Raw genomic sequence first — 14,445 nt, 5'->3', positions numbered from 1 at the left:
CCACACCTTGTATTCACCAGATTACGCCTTATTATCTACATGACAATACTGGCGACTCGTACACGTCGCCTTTTGGCATATATCGCTTTTTGGAGCACATCCATGGCAAGGGTTGCGGGCAAAAACGCAGCGGATTGGCCGCTGCGCTGGGATCTGTTATTGCGCTACAGACTGATCGAGGTGATCGCCCTCTGGGAGGGGAGACTGACGACCAACCATCTTCAGCGGGCATTCGGTATTGGCAGGCAGCAGGCTAGCAAGGACATTAACCACTATCTTGCTGAATATGCGCCTGGCAACCTGGAATACGACCGCTCCCTGAAGGGGTACAAGCCCGCCAGCACCTTCAAGCCAGTATTCACACGGGGCGTAGCGGATGAATACCTGCAGATGATGCATTCTCGGGAGGATCTCAGTTGTGCCTTTGAGGCCCTGGATGTGCGCGAGCTCAATACCGAAGTGCTGCTTCCTCCTTCTCGTGACCTACGCCCCAGTGTGCTGCGCCCGATTCTCCAGGCCTGCCGCGATAAACTACGCGTGGAAATCCAGTACGCTTCCTTGAGCAACCCGGAGCCGGAATCCCGCATCATTCAACCTCACACCGTGGTGCACAATGGCATGCGCTGGCATGCCCGGGCCTGGTGCGAGAAGAGTAGCGGCTACCGGGATTTCGTATTAAGCCGAATTCAGGATGATCCCGAATTCATCATTCAAAGCGAGCACCACACTGAGCAGGATGATCATGCGTGGCAAGAACGACTCACTCTGCACGTCACCCCGGACCCTCGCCTCTCTGTGGCTCAACAGGACGTGGTTGCGCGGGATTACGACATGACCGATGGAGCGCTGACTATTGAGTGTCGGGCTGCCATGGCCAATTACATTGTGCAACTGCTTAGACTGGATGGATCGCGGCACCGAGGTCCCGAGGCCCAGCAGGTGGTACTGGCCAACGAGGATGAGGTTAAAGGTTGGCTGTGGGGGGCCGGCTAACCGCCAGCCCGCATGCCCTCCTCCTCTAACCGCTGATCCCGCCTGGCAATCTGCTCAATCACCCACTCCTCCACTTCGTCCAGAACCCAGCCCGACGAACGTCCTCCCAGGCTGACCGGTTTCGGGAACGAGCCCTCTTGGGCGTATTTGTAGATGGATGACCGGCCCAAGCCTGTAGTTTCCATGACTTCTTTCAATCGAATGATTCTCATGAGATATCTCCTTCTGCTCATGAGATGAGCCATGGCTGTAAAAAACGGCCACGCAGCTTTCTAGCTAACCTCCCCGGCTATACAGGATATTTCGGCACCCTTGACCAAACTCCTTACTCTCTGCCTTGGCTAGGTAACTCAATCGGTTGAACAGCCCGGCCTCCGTAGCTTCGAACCCCACCCCACTCCGCCTTAAGCGATACACCCCGCCAACAGGGAAATGAACCAGCCCAACAGCCTCACCCATAGTCCATCCCAAAGCTCTAGCCCAGGCAGTCACAATCTTCTTTGCCAGGCTGTCTGCTTGCTCCGCCCTTGGATCTCCAGGTACATCAGGATCAAAGCTCGCGCCTCCACTCCCCCTGCCAGCCGGCATCGCACCTAACCCGCGATAACTCTCGCCATGCAAGAACAGACAAACGTGATAATGGGCCTGCTTGCCAACAACTCGCTCCCTCACAACCACATACTCAATTTTAACTGTTGGAGCCCAGCGACTCTTGCGTCTTCGGCGCTCCATATCGATATTTACCTGAGACTGCAATGACTTAATGAACGAAGGAACCCAACTTCCGCCCCGGACATAACCGTTGGCAGGCAACATTAAATCCACCCTCACAGCCATAGTGCTTGCCTGACTATGGATAGCTCGCTGCATGGTCTGGTGGATACGCTCCAGGTATGGAATGAATAACGGCCCTCTCTGTAGTTGAACCTCATATCCGTTCCAGGGGCCTGAGTGGTGGTAGGTAAGGTTAGTATTGCCTGGGTGACGACGTCTCATTGCTAACTCCTTGAATGTAATGAATCCATAGGAATTAGCTGGTGTGTATTTCTTAACCAGAGATGACTATGTAGGTCTTATCTATCAATTACTTACTGGTATTTTGATCATACTTGTATGTGATATGAATCAGAGGGTAGAGAACCCTCTTAAACCCCTTCTATCAATACTATTACCGGGACCGAAAAGCAGCCCAAGTCGCAACAGTCCTGAGACCCTGTTTCAAATCCACTCCCAAGTTAGGCCACATTCTGACGGCCAAAGCACTTTGCCATCGCACCGAACATCACAGACTTACTCACCCGCAGCCCCCCCTGCATCCTCCCCCGGTCCATCTCCTCTGACTACATGGGGAAATCTCTATCGGCCATCGATCAATCGCTCCAGCACTGACAAGCCCTATTGAATTGACAACTTTCCTAAAAACACCACCGCAAAACTTCATAACTTATTGTTTTTGATGAAAATTCAATATTTAAAAACTTACAAATAACTATTTAACACTTCATAAATACTTTGTTTATACTACATAAATAGCTCTTAAATACCCCATGAATACCATAAGAAGGACCTCCTCCATGCCCCTAAACAAAGGAAAGCCACTCGATCAGCTTCAATCCAGCCCTCGCTCCAAACAGTGGCTGCATAAATTCATTGCCCAAACCCCTGAGCTCCGCTCAACGCTCCATCGCGCACCAGACGGAACACACTTCAAGTTAGACGGACTTAGCGACTCAGATGCTGAGGAAATATTGGAGGTTCGGAACAACAGCTTGCTACCTGAGCCCCAAGTTTCATGGATAATAGATGGCTCACAAAGACAGCTGATCTGGACCCAACTAGCCCTTGAAAAGGAAACAATAGGGGTTCACCCCTTCGTCACCATTCCCGCTGAAGAGCGATCTAATGCGTTGCTACTAATGCTAGACATCTGGCCTGAATCGCTCACGACAAAGAAGGATTTAATCTCTCGAATCAAGGAAAACTGGGTCAATCATCGACTTAAGGATAAGCAGCTCTCCTGGCTTGACCCCAAAAATCAGAAACAACTGGCCTGGGCAATGGACTACTTGGAGCAGCACCGCATGGCACTTCCAATATCGGTGGCAAAACCCGCAACACCAAAGGAAGAATACGACTATGTAGTGGCTGCTTTGGACAAAACCACACAGCTCCACCCTTCCGATCACAAGCTATTTCTTACCGCAATGCGAAAGGCTTGGAGCCAGTACAAGTACAGACATTCAGGCAAAGCCAAAAAGCCGCTTTATCTGTTCATTGAAGAAGAAGCAAAGGAGAAGCTGGATCAAATAGCGAAACAGCAAAAACGATCAAGGCATGACATTGTTGAAGACTGGATTCTGCAAGCCTTCAAGAAAGATGGCCTCTAGCCAACCATTGAGCAAAAGGCTATGCCGGAACGGCAACCAGAACAGGCAGCAGTGGAGAAACGGCAACCAAACGGCAACCAAAACAGTGGAATGCCCAAAAACGAAAAAGGCCGATCATTACTGATCGGCCTAAGTCGTTGTTTCTATTGGTCGGGACGGAAGGATTCGAACCTTCGACCCCTTGCACCCCATGCAAGTGCGCTACCAGGCTGCGCTACGCCCCGAGATGTGCTTGGCAGGCAGAGCTACCAAAGCGGCGGCAATCATAGCGGATTTGGTGGGGGGATGGAACCGATAAAGTGCTGTTTGGTTAGGGTTTGAGCGATGGGGGAATTGTCGGGTTTGTCGCGAGCAGGTTCGCGCCTCGAGAGGCGTACTCGCTGCGCTCACCCTCCGGGCCGCCCTGCGGGCGTTACTCCGCTTATCTACGTTCCTACAGAGGATGGGTGCTTTGTAGAGGGCTGTTCATCATGCAAGCATGATTTCCCACAGTGGCCGGGGTTATCAGTTGGTTACGGAGGGCATGAAAAAGCCCCGGGAGCTAGGCTGCCGGGGCTTTTTCGCCATCGGAGATGGCGGGGAGCGGTTGGTGCTGAATCAGGAGGCTTTCAGGACGTCGAGGACCTCTTCCATTTCCACGATCATCTGCTTGATGATCTGGTGGTACTGGGTGGCCTGTTCCACGTTGTTGGCGCCGGTGAGCTGCTGACGGGCACCGCCGATGGTGAAGCCCTGATCGTAGAGCAGGCTGCGGATTTGGCGGATCATCAGCACGTCTTGGCGCTGGTAATAGCGACGGTTGCCACGGCGCTTGACCGGCTTGAGCTGGGGGAATTCCTGCTCCCAGTAGCGCAGTACGTGCGGTTTTACGTCACATAGGTCGCTGACTTCACCAATGGTGAAATAACGCTTCCCTGGAATCGCCGGCAATTCGTCGTTATGACTTGGTTCCAGCATAGTCCTCAACCCGTTGTTTTAATTTTTGTCCTGGACGGAAGGTGACAACCCGGCGGGCGGTGATGGGAATTTCCTCACCGGTTTTCGGGTTGCGTCCTGGCCGTTCACTCTTGTCCCTGAGATCGAAATTGCCGAAGCCGGAGAGTTTCACGGGCACGTTGTTTTCCAGCGAATGGCGGATTTCTTCGAAGAACATCTCCACCATTTCTTTCGCTTCACGTTTGTTCAGGCCAAGCTCTTCGAACAAACGCTCGGCCATGTCCGCTTTGGTCAGCGCTCCCATCAATAGCTCCCTAACCCTTCCTTAATCAGTCCCTTAAGGCGGCGTTAAACTGTTGTTTTAACTGGGATACTACGGCATCCACCAGGTCGTTTACCTCTTGATCCTTAAGAGTGCGTGAACGGTCCTGGAAGGTCAAGCCCAAAGCGAGGCTTTTGCGATTTTCCCCGATGCTATCACCTTGATATATATCAAAAATCCGCACCCCTGTGAGACGTTCGTCACAGGCGTCACGGACCGCCGCGACCAGCTCACCGGCCGGGACGCTGTCTTCCACCACGAAGGCCAGGTCGCGACGCATGCGTGGCTGGTCGGAGACGCCGGCAAAGTGCGGCAGTACGCCGTCCAGCAGCGGGGCCAGGGCCAGTTCGAAAGCGTACAGCTGTGCGGGCAGATCCAGATCCGCGGCCAGGCGCGGGTGGATGCGACCCAGGTAGCCGACCACTTCGCCGTCACGCTTGAGCGCAGCAGTCTGGCCCGGGTGCAGGGCCGGGTGCTCGCCGGGGGCGAAGCTGAAGGCATCGGCGTCGGACAGGGTCAGCAGGGCTTCCACGTCGCCTTTCAGGTCGAAGAAGTCCACCGGGCGCTTGCCTTCCCAGTTCTGCGGCTGGGCGCTGCCGTAGAGCAGGCCGGCGATCATGGGGGTCTGCTCCAGCCCCTGCTCAGTCGGCACGAAGCGCAGGCCGGTTTCGAACAGGCGCAGGCGGTCGGCCTGGCGGTTCAGGTTGTGGCGGGCGGTGCTGAACAGGCCGGCCAGCAAGGTGGTGCGCATGACGCCCAGGTCCGTGGAGATGGGGTTGAGCAGCGGCAGCGGCTCCACCCGTGGTTCCACCTGCTTGAGCAGGCCCGGCTCCACGAAGGTGTAAGTGATCGCTTCCAGGTAGCCGCGATCGATCAGGGCGTCGCCCAGGCGGCGCTGGTTGACGGTCTGCTCGGCGACAGGTTCGCCGGAGGGGGAACCGGCGGGCACGCGGCTGGGCAGCTTCTCATAGCCGTAGATACGCGCCAGTTCCTCGATCAGGTCGGCTTCGATGGCCATGTCGAAGCGCCAGCTGGGGGCCAGTACCATCCATTCCTTGCCGCTTTCCTGGGTGGACACTTCCATGCCCAGGCGGCTGAGGATGTCTTCCACCTGTTCGGCGGGCAGGCCCATGCCGAGCAGGCCTTCGATGCGGTCTGCACGCAGGGTGATTTCTGCCTGGCCCGGCAGTTGTGCTTCGTCCACGGCTTCGCTGACCGGGCCCGGCTGACCTCCGGCGATCTCCAGGATCAGGGCGGTGGCGCGCTCGATGGCCTCGTTCTGCAGCTGCGGGTCCACGCCCCGCTCGAAGCGGTGGGAGGAATCCGTGTGCAGGCCGTAGGAACGGGCCTTGCCGGCAATGGCCAGGGGCGCGAAGAAGGCGCATTCCAGGAAGATGTCCTGGGTGTCGCTGGTGACGGAGGACGGCTTGCCGCCCATGACACCGGCCAGGGCCAGGGCCTGGCTGTCGTCGGCGATCACCAGGGTGTCGTCGCGCAGGGTCAGTTCCTGGTCGTCCAGGGTGAGCAGTTTTTCTTCGGCGTTGGCGTTGCGCACGGTGATGCCGCCGTTTAGCTTGGCCAGATCGAAGGCATGCAGGGGCTGGCCCAGTTCCAGCAGCACGTAGTTGGTCACGTCGACAATGGGATCAATGGTGCGCAGGCCGGCGCGGCGCAGGCGCTCGATCATCCACAGCGGGCTGTCGGCATTGACGTTGACGCCCTTGATCACGCGGCCCAGGTAACGGGGGCAGCCCTGGCTGTTTGCCAGGTTCACGGTGAGGGTGTCGTCGATGGCCGGGGCCACCTTGTCGATGGCCGCATTGATCAGCGGGCTCTGGTTCATCACCCCCACTTCGCGGGCGATGCCGCGCAGGCTCAGGCAGTCTGCCCGGTTGGGGGTCAGGTCCACTTCGATGACAGCATCATCAAGCTGCAGGTACTTGCGGAAGTCGGTGCCCACCGGAGCGTCGTCCGGCAGTTCCATCAGGCCATCAATAAGATCTTCCAGGCCCAGCTCGGAAGCGCCGCACAGCATGCCGGACGATTCCACGCCACGCAGCTTGGCTTGCTTGATCTTGAAGTCGCCGGGCAGGACGGCGCCCACCTGCGCGAAAGGGATTTTCAGGCCGGGGCGCACGTTGGCCGCACCGCACACCACCTGGGTGGTATCGGCGCCATTGCTGACCTGGCAGACGCGCAGTTTGTCTGCATCCGGGTGCGGCTCGCAGCTTTCCACCTGGCCGACGACCACGCCGGTGAAGGCCGGGGCCGCCGGTTCCACGGCATCCACTTCCAGGCCGGCCATGGTCAGTTGCTGCACCAGGGTGTCGGTATCGATGGCGGGGTTGACCCATTCCCGCAACCAGGCTTCGTTAAAACGCATTGTCGAATTCCTTTAAATCATGGGAGTTTCTGTTTGGCCGCCGGGGGAGTTCGCCTTGTGAACAAGGCTCCAACGGCAGCCTGACGGTACAGAAACGCCTTAACCGAACTGGGACAGGAAGCGGGTGTCGTTTTCGAAGAACAACCGCAGGTCGTTGACGCCATAACGCAGCATGGTGAGGCGTTCCACGCCCATGCCGAAGGCAAAACCACTGTATTCGTTAGCATCTACGCCACCGTGCTCCAGCACGGACGGGTGCACCATGCCGCAGCCCATGACTTCCAGCCAGCCGGTGTGGGAACACACCCGACAGCCTTCGCCACCACAGCTGACGCAGCCCACATCCACTTCGGCGCTGGGCTCGGTGAACGGGAAATAGCTGGGGCGGAAACGCACCGGCAGGTCTTCCACTTCGAACACGAATTTGAGGAATTCCGCCACGGTGCCGCGCAGGTCGGCAAAGGTCACGCCCTTGTCCACCAGCAGGCCTTCCACCTGGTGGAACATGGGGGTGTGGGTCAGGTCGGAATCGCAACGGTACACCCGGCCCGGGGCAATGATGCGGAACGGGGGCTTGCCCTGCTCCATCACCCGCACCTGCACCGGCGAGGTATGCGTGCGCAGCAGGCGGCCATCACCGAAATAGAAGGTGTCGTGCATGGCTCGCGCCGGGTGGTGAGACGGAATATTCAGGGCTTCGAAGTTATGGAAGTCGTCTTCCACTTCCGGGCCTTCGGAAATATCGAAACCCAGGCGGAGAAAGAAGTCCTCAATGCGGCGACGCATGCGGGTGACCGGGTGCAGGTTGCCGGGCAACTCGCCCCGGCCCGGCAGGGTCACATCCACGGTTTCGCTGGCCAGCTGCTCGGCCAGGGCTGCTTCTTCCATGGCATGCTTGCGGGTGGCGATGGCATCCTGCACTTTCTGTTTGCCTTCGTTGATCACCGCACCGGCCTGGGGGCGCTCTTCCGCGCTCAACTTGCCAAGGCCCTTCATCAGGGCGCTGATCTCGCCTTTCTTACCCAGGTACTTCACCCGTACATCGTCCAGGGCCCGGATATCGCCAGCCTGTTCGACATCTGCCAGGGCAGCGTCCACCAGGGCGTTGAGATTTTCCATTTAAGACTCCGCAGTCTTTAAATCAGCTGCGAGCGTCTAGCTGCTAGCTGCTACGCGACTCCCGATTCGTGCCAACCGAAAAGCCCCAAACCCGCGCCGTAAACTCGTGGGCGCGGGGAAAGCATTCTCGTTTGGCTGCGATCCCAACCGCGTAGCAGCTAGTAGCTCACAGCTCGTAGCTACTCGTTTTTCAAACAAAAACGGGGGAAGAGCGCGAGCTCTTCCCCCGTTGAGTATGCTGCTCTGTCAGAGACAGAACAGTGAATCAGGCGGTGAGACTCGCTTTGGCTTTTTCGGCCAAAGCGCTAAAGGTTGCCTGATCGCGGACAGCGATGTCCGCCAGTACTTTACGGTCTACTTCGATGGACGCTTTCTTCAGGCCATCGATCAGACGGCTGTAGGACAGGCCGTTCAGACGCGCAGCGGCGTTGATACGAACAATCCACAGACGACGGAACTGACGCTTACGAACCTTACGGTCGCGGTAGGCGTACTGACCGGCTTTGGTAACGGCCTGAACCGCTACACGGAATACACGGCTGCGGGCACCGTAGTAGCCTTTAGCCTGCTTGAGAATTTTCTTGTGCCGACGACGGGCCTGCACACCACGCTTTACTCGTGCCATTTTTCAGATCTCCAAAAACCGTATCAGTTATGCGTAGGGCATCATGCGTTTAACCAGAGCTACATCAGAATCATGTACCTCGGTTTTCGGACGCAGCTGACGAATAGTCTTGGCAGACTTCTTGGTCAGGATGTGGTTTTTGAATGCCTGCTTGCGCTTGAAACCGGAGGCGGTTTTTTTGAAACGCTTGGCAGCCCCACGATTTGTCTTGATTTTAGGCATGGTACCTTCTCAAGTTGGTTAGTTAGTTCAACAACCGGTTACGGCTGTTTCTTCTTTTTGCCCGGGCTGAGCACCATGATCATCTGGCGCCCTTCCATGTTCGGACGTTGCTCAACAGAACCGTACTCTTCCAGGTCCTTCTCGATACGTGCGAGAAGATCCCGGCCCAGTTCCTGGTGAGCCATCTCCCGACCGCGGAAACGGACGGTGATTTTCGCTTTGTCGCCGGCCTCGAGGAAACGAATGAGGTTACGCAGTTTCACCTCATAGTCACCAATGTCGGTGCCGGGACGGAATTTGATTTCCTTGACCTGGGTCTGACGCTGTTTCTTGCGCCCTTCCTTGGCCTTCTGTTTGGCTTCGAACAGATGCTTGCCGTAATCCATGATTCGACAAACCGGCGGTTCCGCACCAGGGGAGATTTCCACCAAATCCATCTGCTTTCCGGTGGCTTTCTCCAGCGCTTCCTGCAGGGTCACAATACCGACCTGCTCACCGTCTACATCAATCAACCGAACATCGGTTGCCTGGATTTGCTGATTTATATTGGCGCGCTGCTCGCGGCCTTTGCCTCCACGCTTAATGTCGTGAACCTCCAATCTGTTATCGAAAACGAGGCAGGATGCCTCACCGCCTCAGTAAATAGGCGCGCATTGTATGCCACCACAACGGGCACAACAACCCCGACCCCAGCGGCCGGCGTGCGCAACTGACTGAAACGGAATGAATTCTGGCCGGTTGAGAGACTCCTCTCACTCCAGGCAACCGCACAAGCAGGGCCTGAATTCCGGCAAGGGAGCGTATTTTAAGCAAATCTGGACACTTTTCAAGCAGTGAATCCTGCCAAATCCCCCTGCGAGGCGCTATTCCGCCTGGGCGGCGTTGCCGTGCCACACCCCGCGAAAGGGGAAATGGGCCACTTGCCCGCCCCACTTGCTTCGGGGGTCATTGGATCGCCCTCCCCCTATTCGATATATTTGAACCTGTTAACAATTTCAGGGGCAACGCGCTCTGCCTGGGGGAAGGGACAGGGGAATGTCAGCAGCCGATCAAAGTCATCTTAGCCATCTGGCGCGGACGGATAACGACCCGCCCGGCGCCGAACAGCTGGAACCTGACGACACCCAGGCGGATATACTGGATAGCCTGGTCACCAGCCTCTACAGCTGTGTTGAGCACAAGGACGGCTTCGACCTCTTTCTGCGTAACATCCGCGACACCTTTGACCTGGTCAGCTGTTGTCTGGCGGTGATACAGAAAGAGCCGCACCTGAAAGGGCTTTATGGCTGGGCGGTGGGCTATCCGCCCGGCATCGTCCCGCTGATGCTCAAGACCGGCCTGGTGTTCAAGGACAAGGCCATCGCCCGGGCACTGGAAACCGGCCCTAACGCCCTGTTCAGTTACGCCGATGGGGACCCGGAGAGCAACTTTCTGGCAGATATGCCCACCTTCTCCCGCACCTGGATACGCGCTGCCGGCATTATCGACAGTGCTACCATCGCGTTCACCAACAAATACCAGCAGCACGTGGTACTGGTATTCAACCGCCATAAAGACAGTGGCGTGTTCAGCAAGCCGGAAATGGCGATGCTCTCGCGACTGAAGAAACACGCCGAGATTGCCCTCGATTTGTACGAGCGACTGCACCGCTCGGAGCAGAGCTTCAAGGACCTGCAAAGCAGTATCGCCGTATTAAAGCAGCCTGTTGCTGTCTTTTCGCCGGTCTCGCTCCTGGTCAGTGCCAGCCCGGCCTTTGTGGAGATCGGCAGACGCTACAAGGTATTCACCATCAATCAGGACAGCCGGGAAATCGCCTTCAAGGATCAGCAATTTGGCAAGGATTTCTACACCCAGCTGATGCTGTTCATTACCGGCAAGACCGGCGCCCTGGACGATAGTGACACCCTTTACCTGCAAACCAGCGCCCTGCCTCTGCGGATCTCCATCACCCCGGTACACAACCGACAAAGCAACAACAGCAATGTGCTGGTGGAAATTTTCGATCCCAATGTCTGCCGCACCCCCAGCATTGCCGAAATTCGCAAGGTCATCAGCGCCACCGAAGCCGAGGCCCGCGTCTGCCTGTGCCTGCTCAAGGGAGCGAGCACCGCCGAAACTGCCGAGCAACTGCAATTGGCCATCAGCACCATTCGCACCAACATCAAATCATTGCTGCAGAAGAACAACTTCAGCCGACAGGTAGACCTGATCACGCACCTGATGCGGATTTGCTCTTAAGCTTTTCGGTACCCATAAAAAAGGCGGCCATAGGGCCGCCTTTTTTATTCTGCGTGGTTTATTCCCACTCAATCGTCGCCGGTGGCTTGGACGAAATATCGTAGGTCACCCGGCTGATGCCCGGGATTTCGTTGATGATCCGGCTGGAGACCAGCTCCAGGAACTCGTAGGGCAGGTGTGCCCAGCGGGCGGTCATGAAGTCGATGGTTTCCACGGCACGCAGGGCCACCACGTATTCGTAGCGACGGGCATCGCCTACCACGCCCACCGACTTGACCGGCAGGAACACGGCAAAGGCCTGGCTGGTCTTGTGGTACAGCCCGGCAGCGCGCAGCTCTTCGATGAAGATATGGTCCGCCAGACGCAGGGTGTCGGCATATTCCTTCTTCACTTCACCAAGAATACGCACGCCCAGCCCCGGCCCCGGGAAGGGGTGACGGTAGACCATGTCGTAGGGCAGTCCCAGTTCCAGGCCGATCTTGCGCACTTCATCCTTGAACAACTCACGCAGGGGCTCGACCAGCTTAAGCTTCATGTCTTCCGGCAGGCCGCCCACGTTGTGGTGGCTCTTGATCACGTGGGCCTTGCCGGTCTTGCTGGCGGCAGACTCGATCACGTCCGGGTAGATGGTGCCCTGGGCCAGCCAGTTGGCGTTTTTCAGCTTGCTGGCCTGGTCATCGAAGATATCGATGAAGGTGTTGCCGATGATCTTGCGCTTCAGCTCCGGATCCGCCTCGCCGGCCAGTTTGCCGAGGAAGTTGTCTTCCGCGTCCACCCGGATCACTTTCACGCCCATGTTGTCGGCGAACATTTCCATGACCTGGTCGCCTTCCTGGTGACGCAGCAGACCGTTGTCCACGAACACACAGGTGAGCTGGTCGCCGATGGCCTTGTGCAGCAGCGCCGCCACCACGGAGGAATCCACCCCGCCGGACAGGCCCAGGATCACCTCGTCGGTGCCGACCTGCTCGCGGATGGTGTCGATGGCATCGCTGATGATGTTGCTCGGCGTCCACAGGGCTTCGCAGTCACACAGCTCGCGCACGAAGCGCTCCAGCAGGCGGCCGCCCTGGAGGGTGTGGGTCACTTCCGGGTGGAACTGGATGCCGTAGAAGCGTTTTTCGTCGTTGGCCATGCCGGCGATGGGGCAGCTGCCGGTGGTGGCGGTCGCCACGAAACCCGCCGGCATCTCGCCGACACGATCACCGTGGCTCATCCACACATCCAGGTATTCCTTGCCCTGCTCTTCATGGTCGACGATGCCGTCCAGCAGGCCGTTCTTTTCCGCCTTGGCGACCCGGGCATAGCCGAATTCGTGCTTTTCACCGGCAATCACCTTGCCGCCCAGCTGCTCGGCCATGGTCTGCATGCCGTAGCAGATACCCAGCACCGGGATGCCGGCCTCGAATACTGCCTCGGGGGCACGGGGCGTTTCGGCGGCGGTGACCGACTCCGGGCCACCGGAAAGAATGATGCCCTTGGGCGCAAACTCGCGGATTTCCTCGGCGGTCATGTCGAAGGCACGGATTTCACAGTACACGCCGATTTCCCGCACCCGGCGGGCGATCAGCTGGGTGTATTGGGAACCGAAGTCCAGAATCAGGATGCGCTGGGCATGGATATCTTGCATGGCTCGCTTTCCGCTGGCGCCTGGCTGGCAGGCTGTAAATACAAGGGCCGGCTACGCCGGCCCTGAATCGTTATCGCTGTCACTAGTGTGGCGGGCTTCAGCCTACCGGGTAGTTCGGCGCTTCCTTGGTGATTGTCACGTCATGAACATGGGATTCTTTCATGCCCGCGTTGGTGACTTTCACGAATTCCGGCTTGGTGCGCATCTCTTCGATGGTGGCACAGCCGGTGTAGCCCATGGAGGCGCGCAGGCCGCCCATCAGCTGGTGAACGATGGCGCTCATGGGGCCCTTGTAGGGAACCCGGCCTTCGATACCTTCCGGCACCAGCTTCTCGATGCCGGCAGCGGCATCCTGGAAGTAGCGGTCGGAAGAACCGGTAGAGCCGGACATGGCCCCCATGGAGCCCATGCCCCGATAAGCCTTGTAGTAGCTACCCTGGAACAGCTCCACGTCACCCGGCGCCTCTTCGGTGCCGGCCAGCAAGGAACCGATCATGATGGCGCTGGCGCCGGCGGCCACGGCCTTGGCGATGTCACCGGAGAAACGGATGCCACCATCGGCAATCAACGGTACGCCGGTGCCTTTCAGGGCTTCCGCCACATCGGAGATGGCCGTGATCTGCGGCACGCCGATACCGGCCACGATGCGGGTGGTACAAATGGAACCCGGACCGATACCGACTTTCACGGCATCCGCACCGGCGGCAACCAGATCCTTGGCAGCAGCGGCGGTGGCAATATTGCCGCCGATCACCTGCACCTCGGGGAAGTGTTTCTTCACCCAGGCCACCCGGTCAATCACGCCCTGGGAATGGCCGTGGGCGGTATCCACCACGATCACGTCAACACCGGCTTCCACCAGTGCGGCCACGCGCTCGTCAGTACCGGCACCGGTGCCGACGGCGGCGCCCACGCGCAGACGACCCTGAGAGTCTTTGCAGGCGTTGGGATATTTGGCGGCTTTCTCGATATCTTTCACGGTGATCATGCCGCGCAATTCACCGCTGCCGTTCACTACCACGACTTTTTCGATGCGATGCTTGTGCAGCAGCGCCTGAACTTCATCCGCGCCAGCGCCTTCCTGCACGGTCACCAGCCGGTCCTTGCCGGTCATGATGTCCTTCACACACTGGTCGTAATTGGTGATGAAGCGGGTGTCACGGCTGGTGACAATGCCCACTACCTGATCGCCTTTCACCACCGGCACACCGGAAATGTTATTGGCTTCGGTAATGCGCAGCAGCTCGGCCACGGTGGTTTCCGGGCTGACGGTGATGGGATCTTTCACCACACCGGATTCGTATTTCTTTACCATGCGCACGTTACGCGCCTGGTCGGCTGTATCCATGCTTTTGTGAAGGATACCGATGCCCCCTTCCTGTGCCATGGTGATGGCCAGGCGGTGCTCGGTAACCGTATCCATGGCTGCGGACGCCAACGGAATATTCAGAGCAATGTCCCGAGTCAGTTTCGATTTCAGGGACACGTCCTTGGGCAGCACATTGGAATGGGCGGGAACAAGCAAAACGTCGTCAAACGTTAGTGCCTCTTGCGCAATTCTGAGCATATTGCACCGTAGGAAGTGAGGGG

14 protein-coding genes and 1 tRNA gene are annotated in these 14,445 nt (G+C 57.9%); 3 read left to right on the top strand and 12 right to left on the bottom strand.

Features of this window, described 5'->3' with window-relative positions:
* Positions 1 to 102: 102 nt before the first annotated feature.
* Positions 103 to 993, top strand: a complete 891-nt coding sequence (locus ACMG4N_RS07455; RefSeq protein WP_414433199.1) for a helix-turn-helix transcriptional regulator — start codon at positions 103 to 105, stop codon at positions 991 to 993.
* Here ACMG4N_RS07455 and ACMG4N_RS07450 read toward each other — a convergent pair.
* A complete protein-coding gene (locus tag ACMG4N_RS07450; protein WP_414433198.1) occupies positions 990 to 1,205 on the bottom strand; it encodes a helix-turn-helix transcriptional regulator in 216 nt (71 codons plus the stop codon). The genes ACMG4N_RS07455 and ACMG4N_RS07450 overlap by 4 nt on opposite strands.
* A gap of 64 nt (positions 1,206 to 1,269) precedes the next feature.
* Entirely contained in the window at positions 1,270 to 1,989 is a 720-nt protein-coding gene (locus ACMG4N_RS07445) for an inovirus-type Gp2 protein (protein WP_414433197.1), read from the bottom strand.
* Between the two features lie 578 nt (positions 1,990 to 2,567).
* On the opposite strand from ACMG4N_RS07445, the gene ACMG4N_RS07440 reads away from it, so the two are divergent.
* On the top strand, positions 2,568 to 3,380 hold the full coding sequence (locus ACMG4N_RS07440) for a ribbon-helix-helix protein, CopG family (protein ID WP_414433196.1): 813 nt from the start codon (positions 2,568 to 2,570) through the stop codon (positions 3,378 to 3,380).
* A gap of 147 nt (positions 3,381 to 3,527) precedes the next feature.
* Here ACMG4N_RS07440 and ACMG4N_RS07435 read toward each other — a convergent pair.
* The 8 genes from ACMG4N_RS07435 to infC all read right to left on the bottom strand — a co-directional run bounded on the left by ACMG4N_RS07435 (position 3,528) and on the right by infC (position 9,571).
* Positions 3,528 to 3,604: transfer RNA gene (locus ACMG4N_RS07435), tRNA-Pro, on the bottom strand.
* Positions 3,605 to 3,977: 373 nt separating this feature from the next.
* Positions 3,978 to 4,337, bottom strand: coding sequence for a MerR family transcriptional regulator (locus ACMG4N_RS07430; RefSeq protein WP_297770726.1), 360 nt, complete (start codon positions 4,335 to 4,337; stop codon positions 3,978 to 3,980).
* On the bottom strand, positions 4,318 to 4,620 hold the full coding sequence (gene ihfA / locus ACMG4N_RS07425; protein ID WP_035249053.1) for an integration host factor subunit alpha: 303 nt from the start codon (positions 4,618 to 4,620) through the stop codon (positions 4,318 to 4,320). The genes ACMG4N_RS07430 and ihfA overlap by 20 nt, the downstream gene beginning before the upstream one ends.
* Positions 4,621 to 4,645: 25 nt before the next feature.
* Positions 4,646 to 7,021, bottom strand: a complete 2,376-nt coding sequence (gene pheT / locus ACMG4N_RS07420; protein WP_414433195.1) for a phenylalanine--tRNA ligase subunit beta — start codon at positions 7,019 to 7,021, stop codon at positions 4,646 to 4,648.
* Between the two features lie 99 nt (positions 7,022 to 7,120).
* Positions 7,121 to 8,140 carry a phenylalanine--tRNA ligase subunit alpha gene (gene pheS / locus ACMG4N_RS07415; RefSeq protein ID WP_297770720.1) on the bottom strand — a complete coding sequence of 340 codons (1,020 nt, stop codon included), beginning with the start codon at positions 8,138 to 8,140 and terminating at the stop codon, positions 7,121 to 7,123.
* Between the two features lie 265 nt (positions 8,141 to 8,405).
* Complete coding sequence (gene rplT / locus ACMG4N_RS07410; RefSeq protein ID WP_035249061.1) at positions 8,406 to 8,765, bottom strand: 50S ribosomal protein L20; 360 nt, start codon at positions 8,763 to 8,765, stop codon at positions 8,406 to 8,408.
* A gap of 27 nt (positions 8,766 to 8,792) precedes the next feature.
* Positions 8,793 to 8,987: a 50S ribosomal protein L35 gene (rpmI, locus tag ACMG4N_RS07405; RefSeq protein ID WP_035249063.1), complete on the bottom strand. Its 195-nt coding sequence runs from the start codon at positions 8,985 to 8,987 to the stop codon at positions 8,793 to 8,795.
* A 38-nt stretch (positions 8,988 to 9,025) separates the two neighbouring features.
* Positions 9,026 to 9,571 carry a translation initiation factor IF-3 gene (gene infC, locus ACMG4N_RS07400; protein WP_035249272.1) on the bottom strand — a complete coding sequence of 182 codons (546 nt, stop codon included), beginning with the start codon at positions 9,569 to 9,571 and terminating at the stop codon, positions 9,026 to 9,028.
* Positions 9,572 to 10,022: 451 nt separating this feature from the next.
* Between infC and ACMG4N_RS07395 the strand changes: the two genes are divergently transcribed.
* Positions 10,023 to 11,225 carry a helix-turn-helix transcriptional regulator gene (locus ACMG4N_RS07395; protein ID WP_414433194.1) on the top strand — a complete coding sequence of 401 codons (1,203 nt, stop codon included), beginning with the start codon at positions 10,023 to 10,025 and terminating at the stop codon, positions 11,223 to 11,225.
* 58 nt (positions 11,226 to 11,283) lie between these two features.
* Here ACMG4N_RS07395 and guaA read toward each other — a convergent pair whose 3' ends face one another.
* Together guaA and guaB are read right to left on the bottom strand one after the other, a co-directional pair.
* Positions 11,284 to 12,855: a glutamine-hydrolyzing GMP synthase gene (guaA, locus tag ACMG4N_RS07390; RefSeq protein ID WP_297770712.1), complete on the bottom strand. Its 1,572-nt coding sequence runs from the start codon at positions 12,853 to 12,855 to the stop codon at positions 11,284 to 11,286.
* Positions 12,856 to 12,952: 97 nt separating this feature from the next.
* The gene (gene guaB, locus ACMG4N_RS07385; RefSeq protein ID WP_414433193.1) at positions 12,953 to 14,422 is read right to left on the bottom strand and encodes an IMP dehydrogenase; all 1,470 of its coding nucleotides are present in this window, start codon (positions 14,420 to 14,422) and stop codon (positions 12,953 to 12,955) included.
* Positions 14,423 to 14,445 lie beyond the last annotated feature (23 nt).

The sequence above is a fragment of the Alcanivorax sp. IL2 genome (assembly GCF_047495475.1).
GTDB lineage: Bacteria > Pseudomonadota > Gammaproteobacteria > Pseudomonadales > Alcanivoracaceae > Alcanivorax.
Note: the sequence above shows the minus strand (reverse complement) of the source record. Positions and strands in the feature narration are given on the sequence as shown.

Excerpts from the sequence above, each read along its gene's own strand:
- ACMG4N_RS07455 (WP_414433199.1), top strand. The coding sequence starts at position 103 with ATGGCAAGGGTTGCGGGCAAAAACGCAGCGGATTGGCCGCTGCGCTGG.
- ACMG4N_RS07450 (WP_414433198.1), bottom strand. The coding sequence starts at position 1,205 with ATGAGAATCATTCGATTGAAAGAAGTCATGGAAACTACAGGCTTGGGC.
- ACMG4N_RS07445 (WP_414433197.1), bottom strand. The coding sequence starts at position 1,989 with ATGAGACGTCGTCACCCAGGCAATACTAACCTTACCTACCACCACTCA.
- ACMG4N_RS07440 (WP_414433196.1), top strand. The coding sequence starts at position 2,568 with ATGCCCCTAAACAAAGGAAAGCCACTCGATCAGCTTCAATCCAGCCCT.
- ACMG4N_RS07430 (WP_297770726.1), bottom strand. The coding sequence starts at position 4,337 with ATGCTGGAACCAAGTCATAACGACGAATTGCCGGCGATTCCAGGGAAG.
- ihfA (WP_035249053.1), bottom strand. The coding sequence starts at position 4,620 with ATGGGAGCGCTGACCAAAGCGGACATGGCCGAGCGTTTGTTCGAAGAG.
- pheT (WP_414433195.1), bottom strand. The coding sequence starts at position 7,021 with ATGCGTTTTAACGAAGCCTGGTTGCGGGAATGGGTCAACCCCGCCATC.
- pheS (WP_297770720.1), bottom strand. The coding sequence starts at position 8,140 with ATGGAAAATCTCAACGCCCTGGTGGACGCTGCCCTGGCAGATGTCGAA.
- rplT (WP_035249061.1), bottom strand. The coding sequence starts at position 8,765 with ATGGCACGAGTAAAGCGTGGTGTGCAGGCCCGTCGTCGGCACAAGAAA.
- rpmI (WP_035249063.1), bottom strand. The coding sequence starts at position 8,987 with ATGCCTAAAATCAAGACAAATCGTGGGGCTGCCAAGCGTTTCAAAAAA.
- ACMG4N_RS07395 (WP_414433194.1), top strand. The coding sequence starts at position 10,023 with ATGTCAGCAGCCGATCAAAGTCATCTTAGCCATCTGGCGCGGACGGAT.
- guaA (WP_297770712.1), bottom strand. The coding sequence starts at position 12,855 with ATGCAAGATATCCATGCCCAGCGCATCCTGATTCTGGACTTCGGTTCC.
- guaB (WP_414433193.1), bottom strand. The coding sequence starts at position 14,422 with ATGCTCAGAATTGCGCAAGAGGCACTAACGTTTGACGACGTTTTGCTT.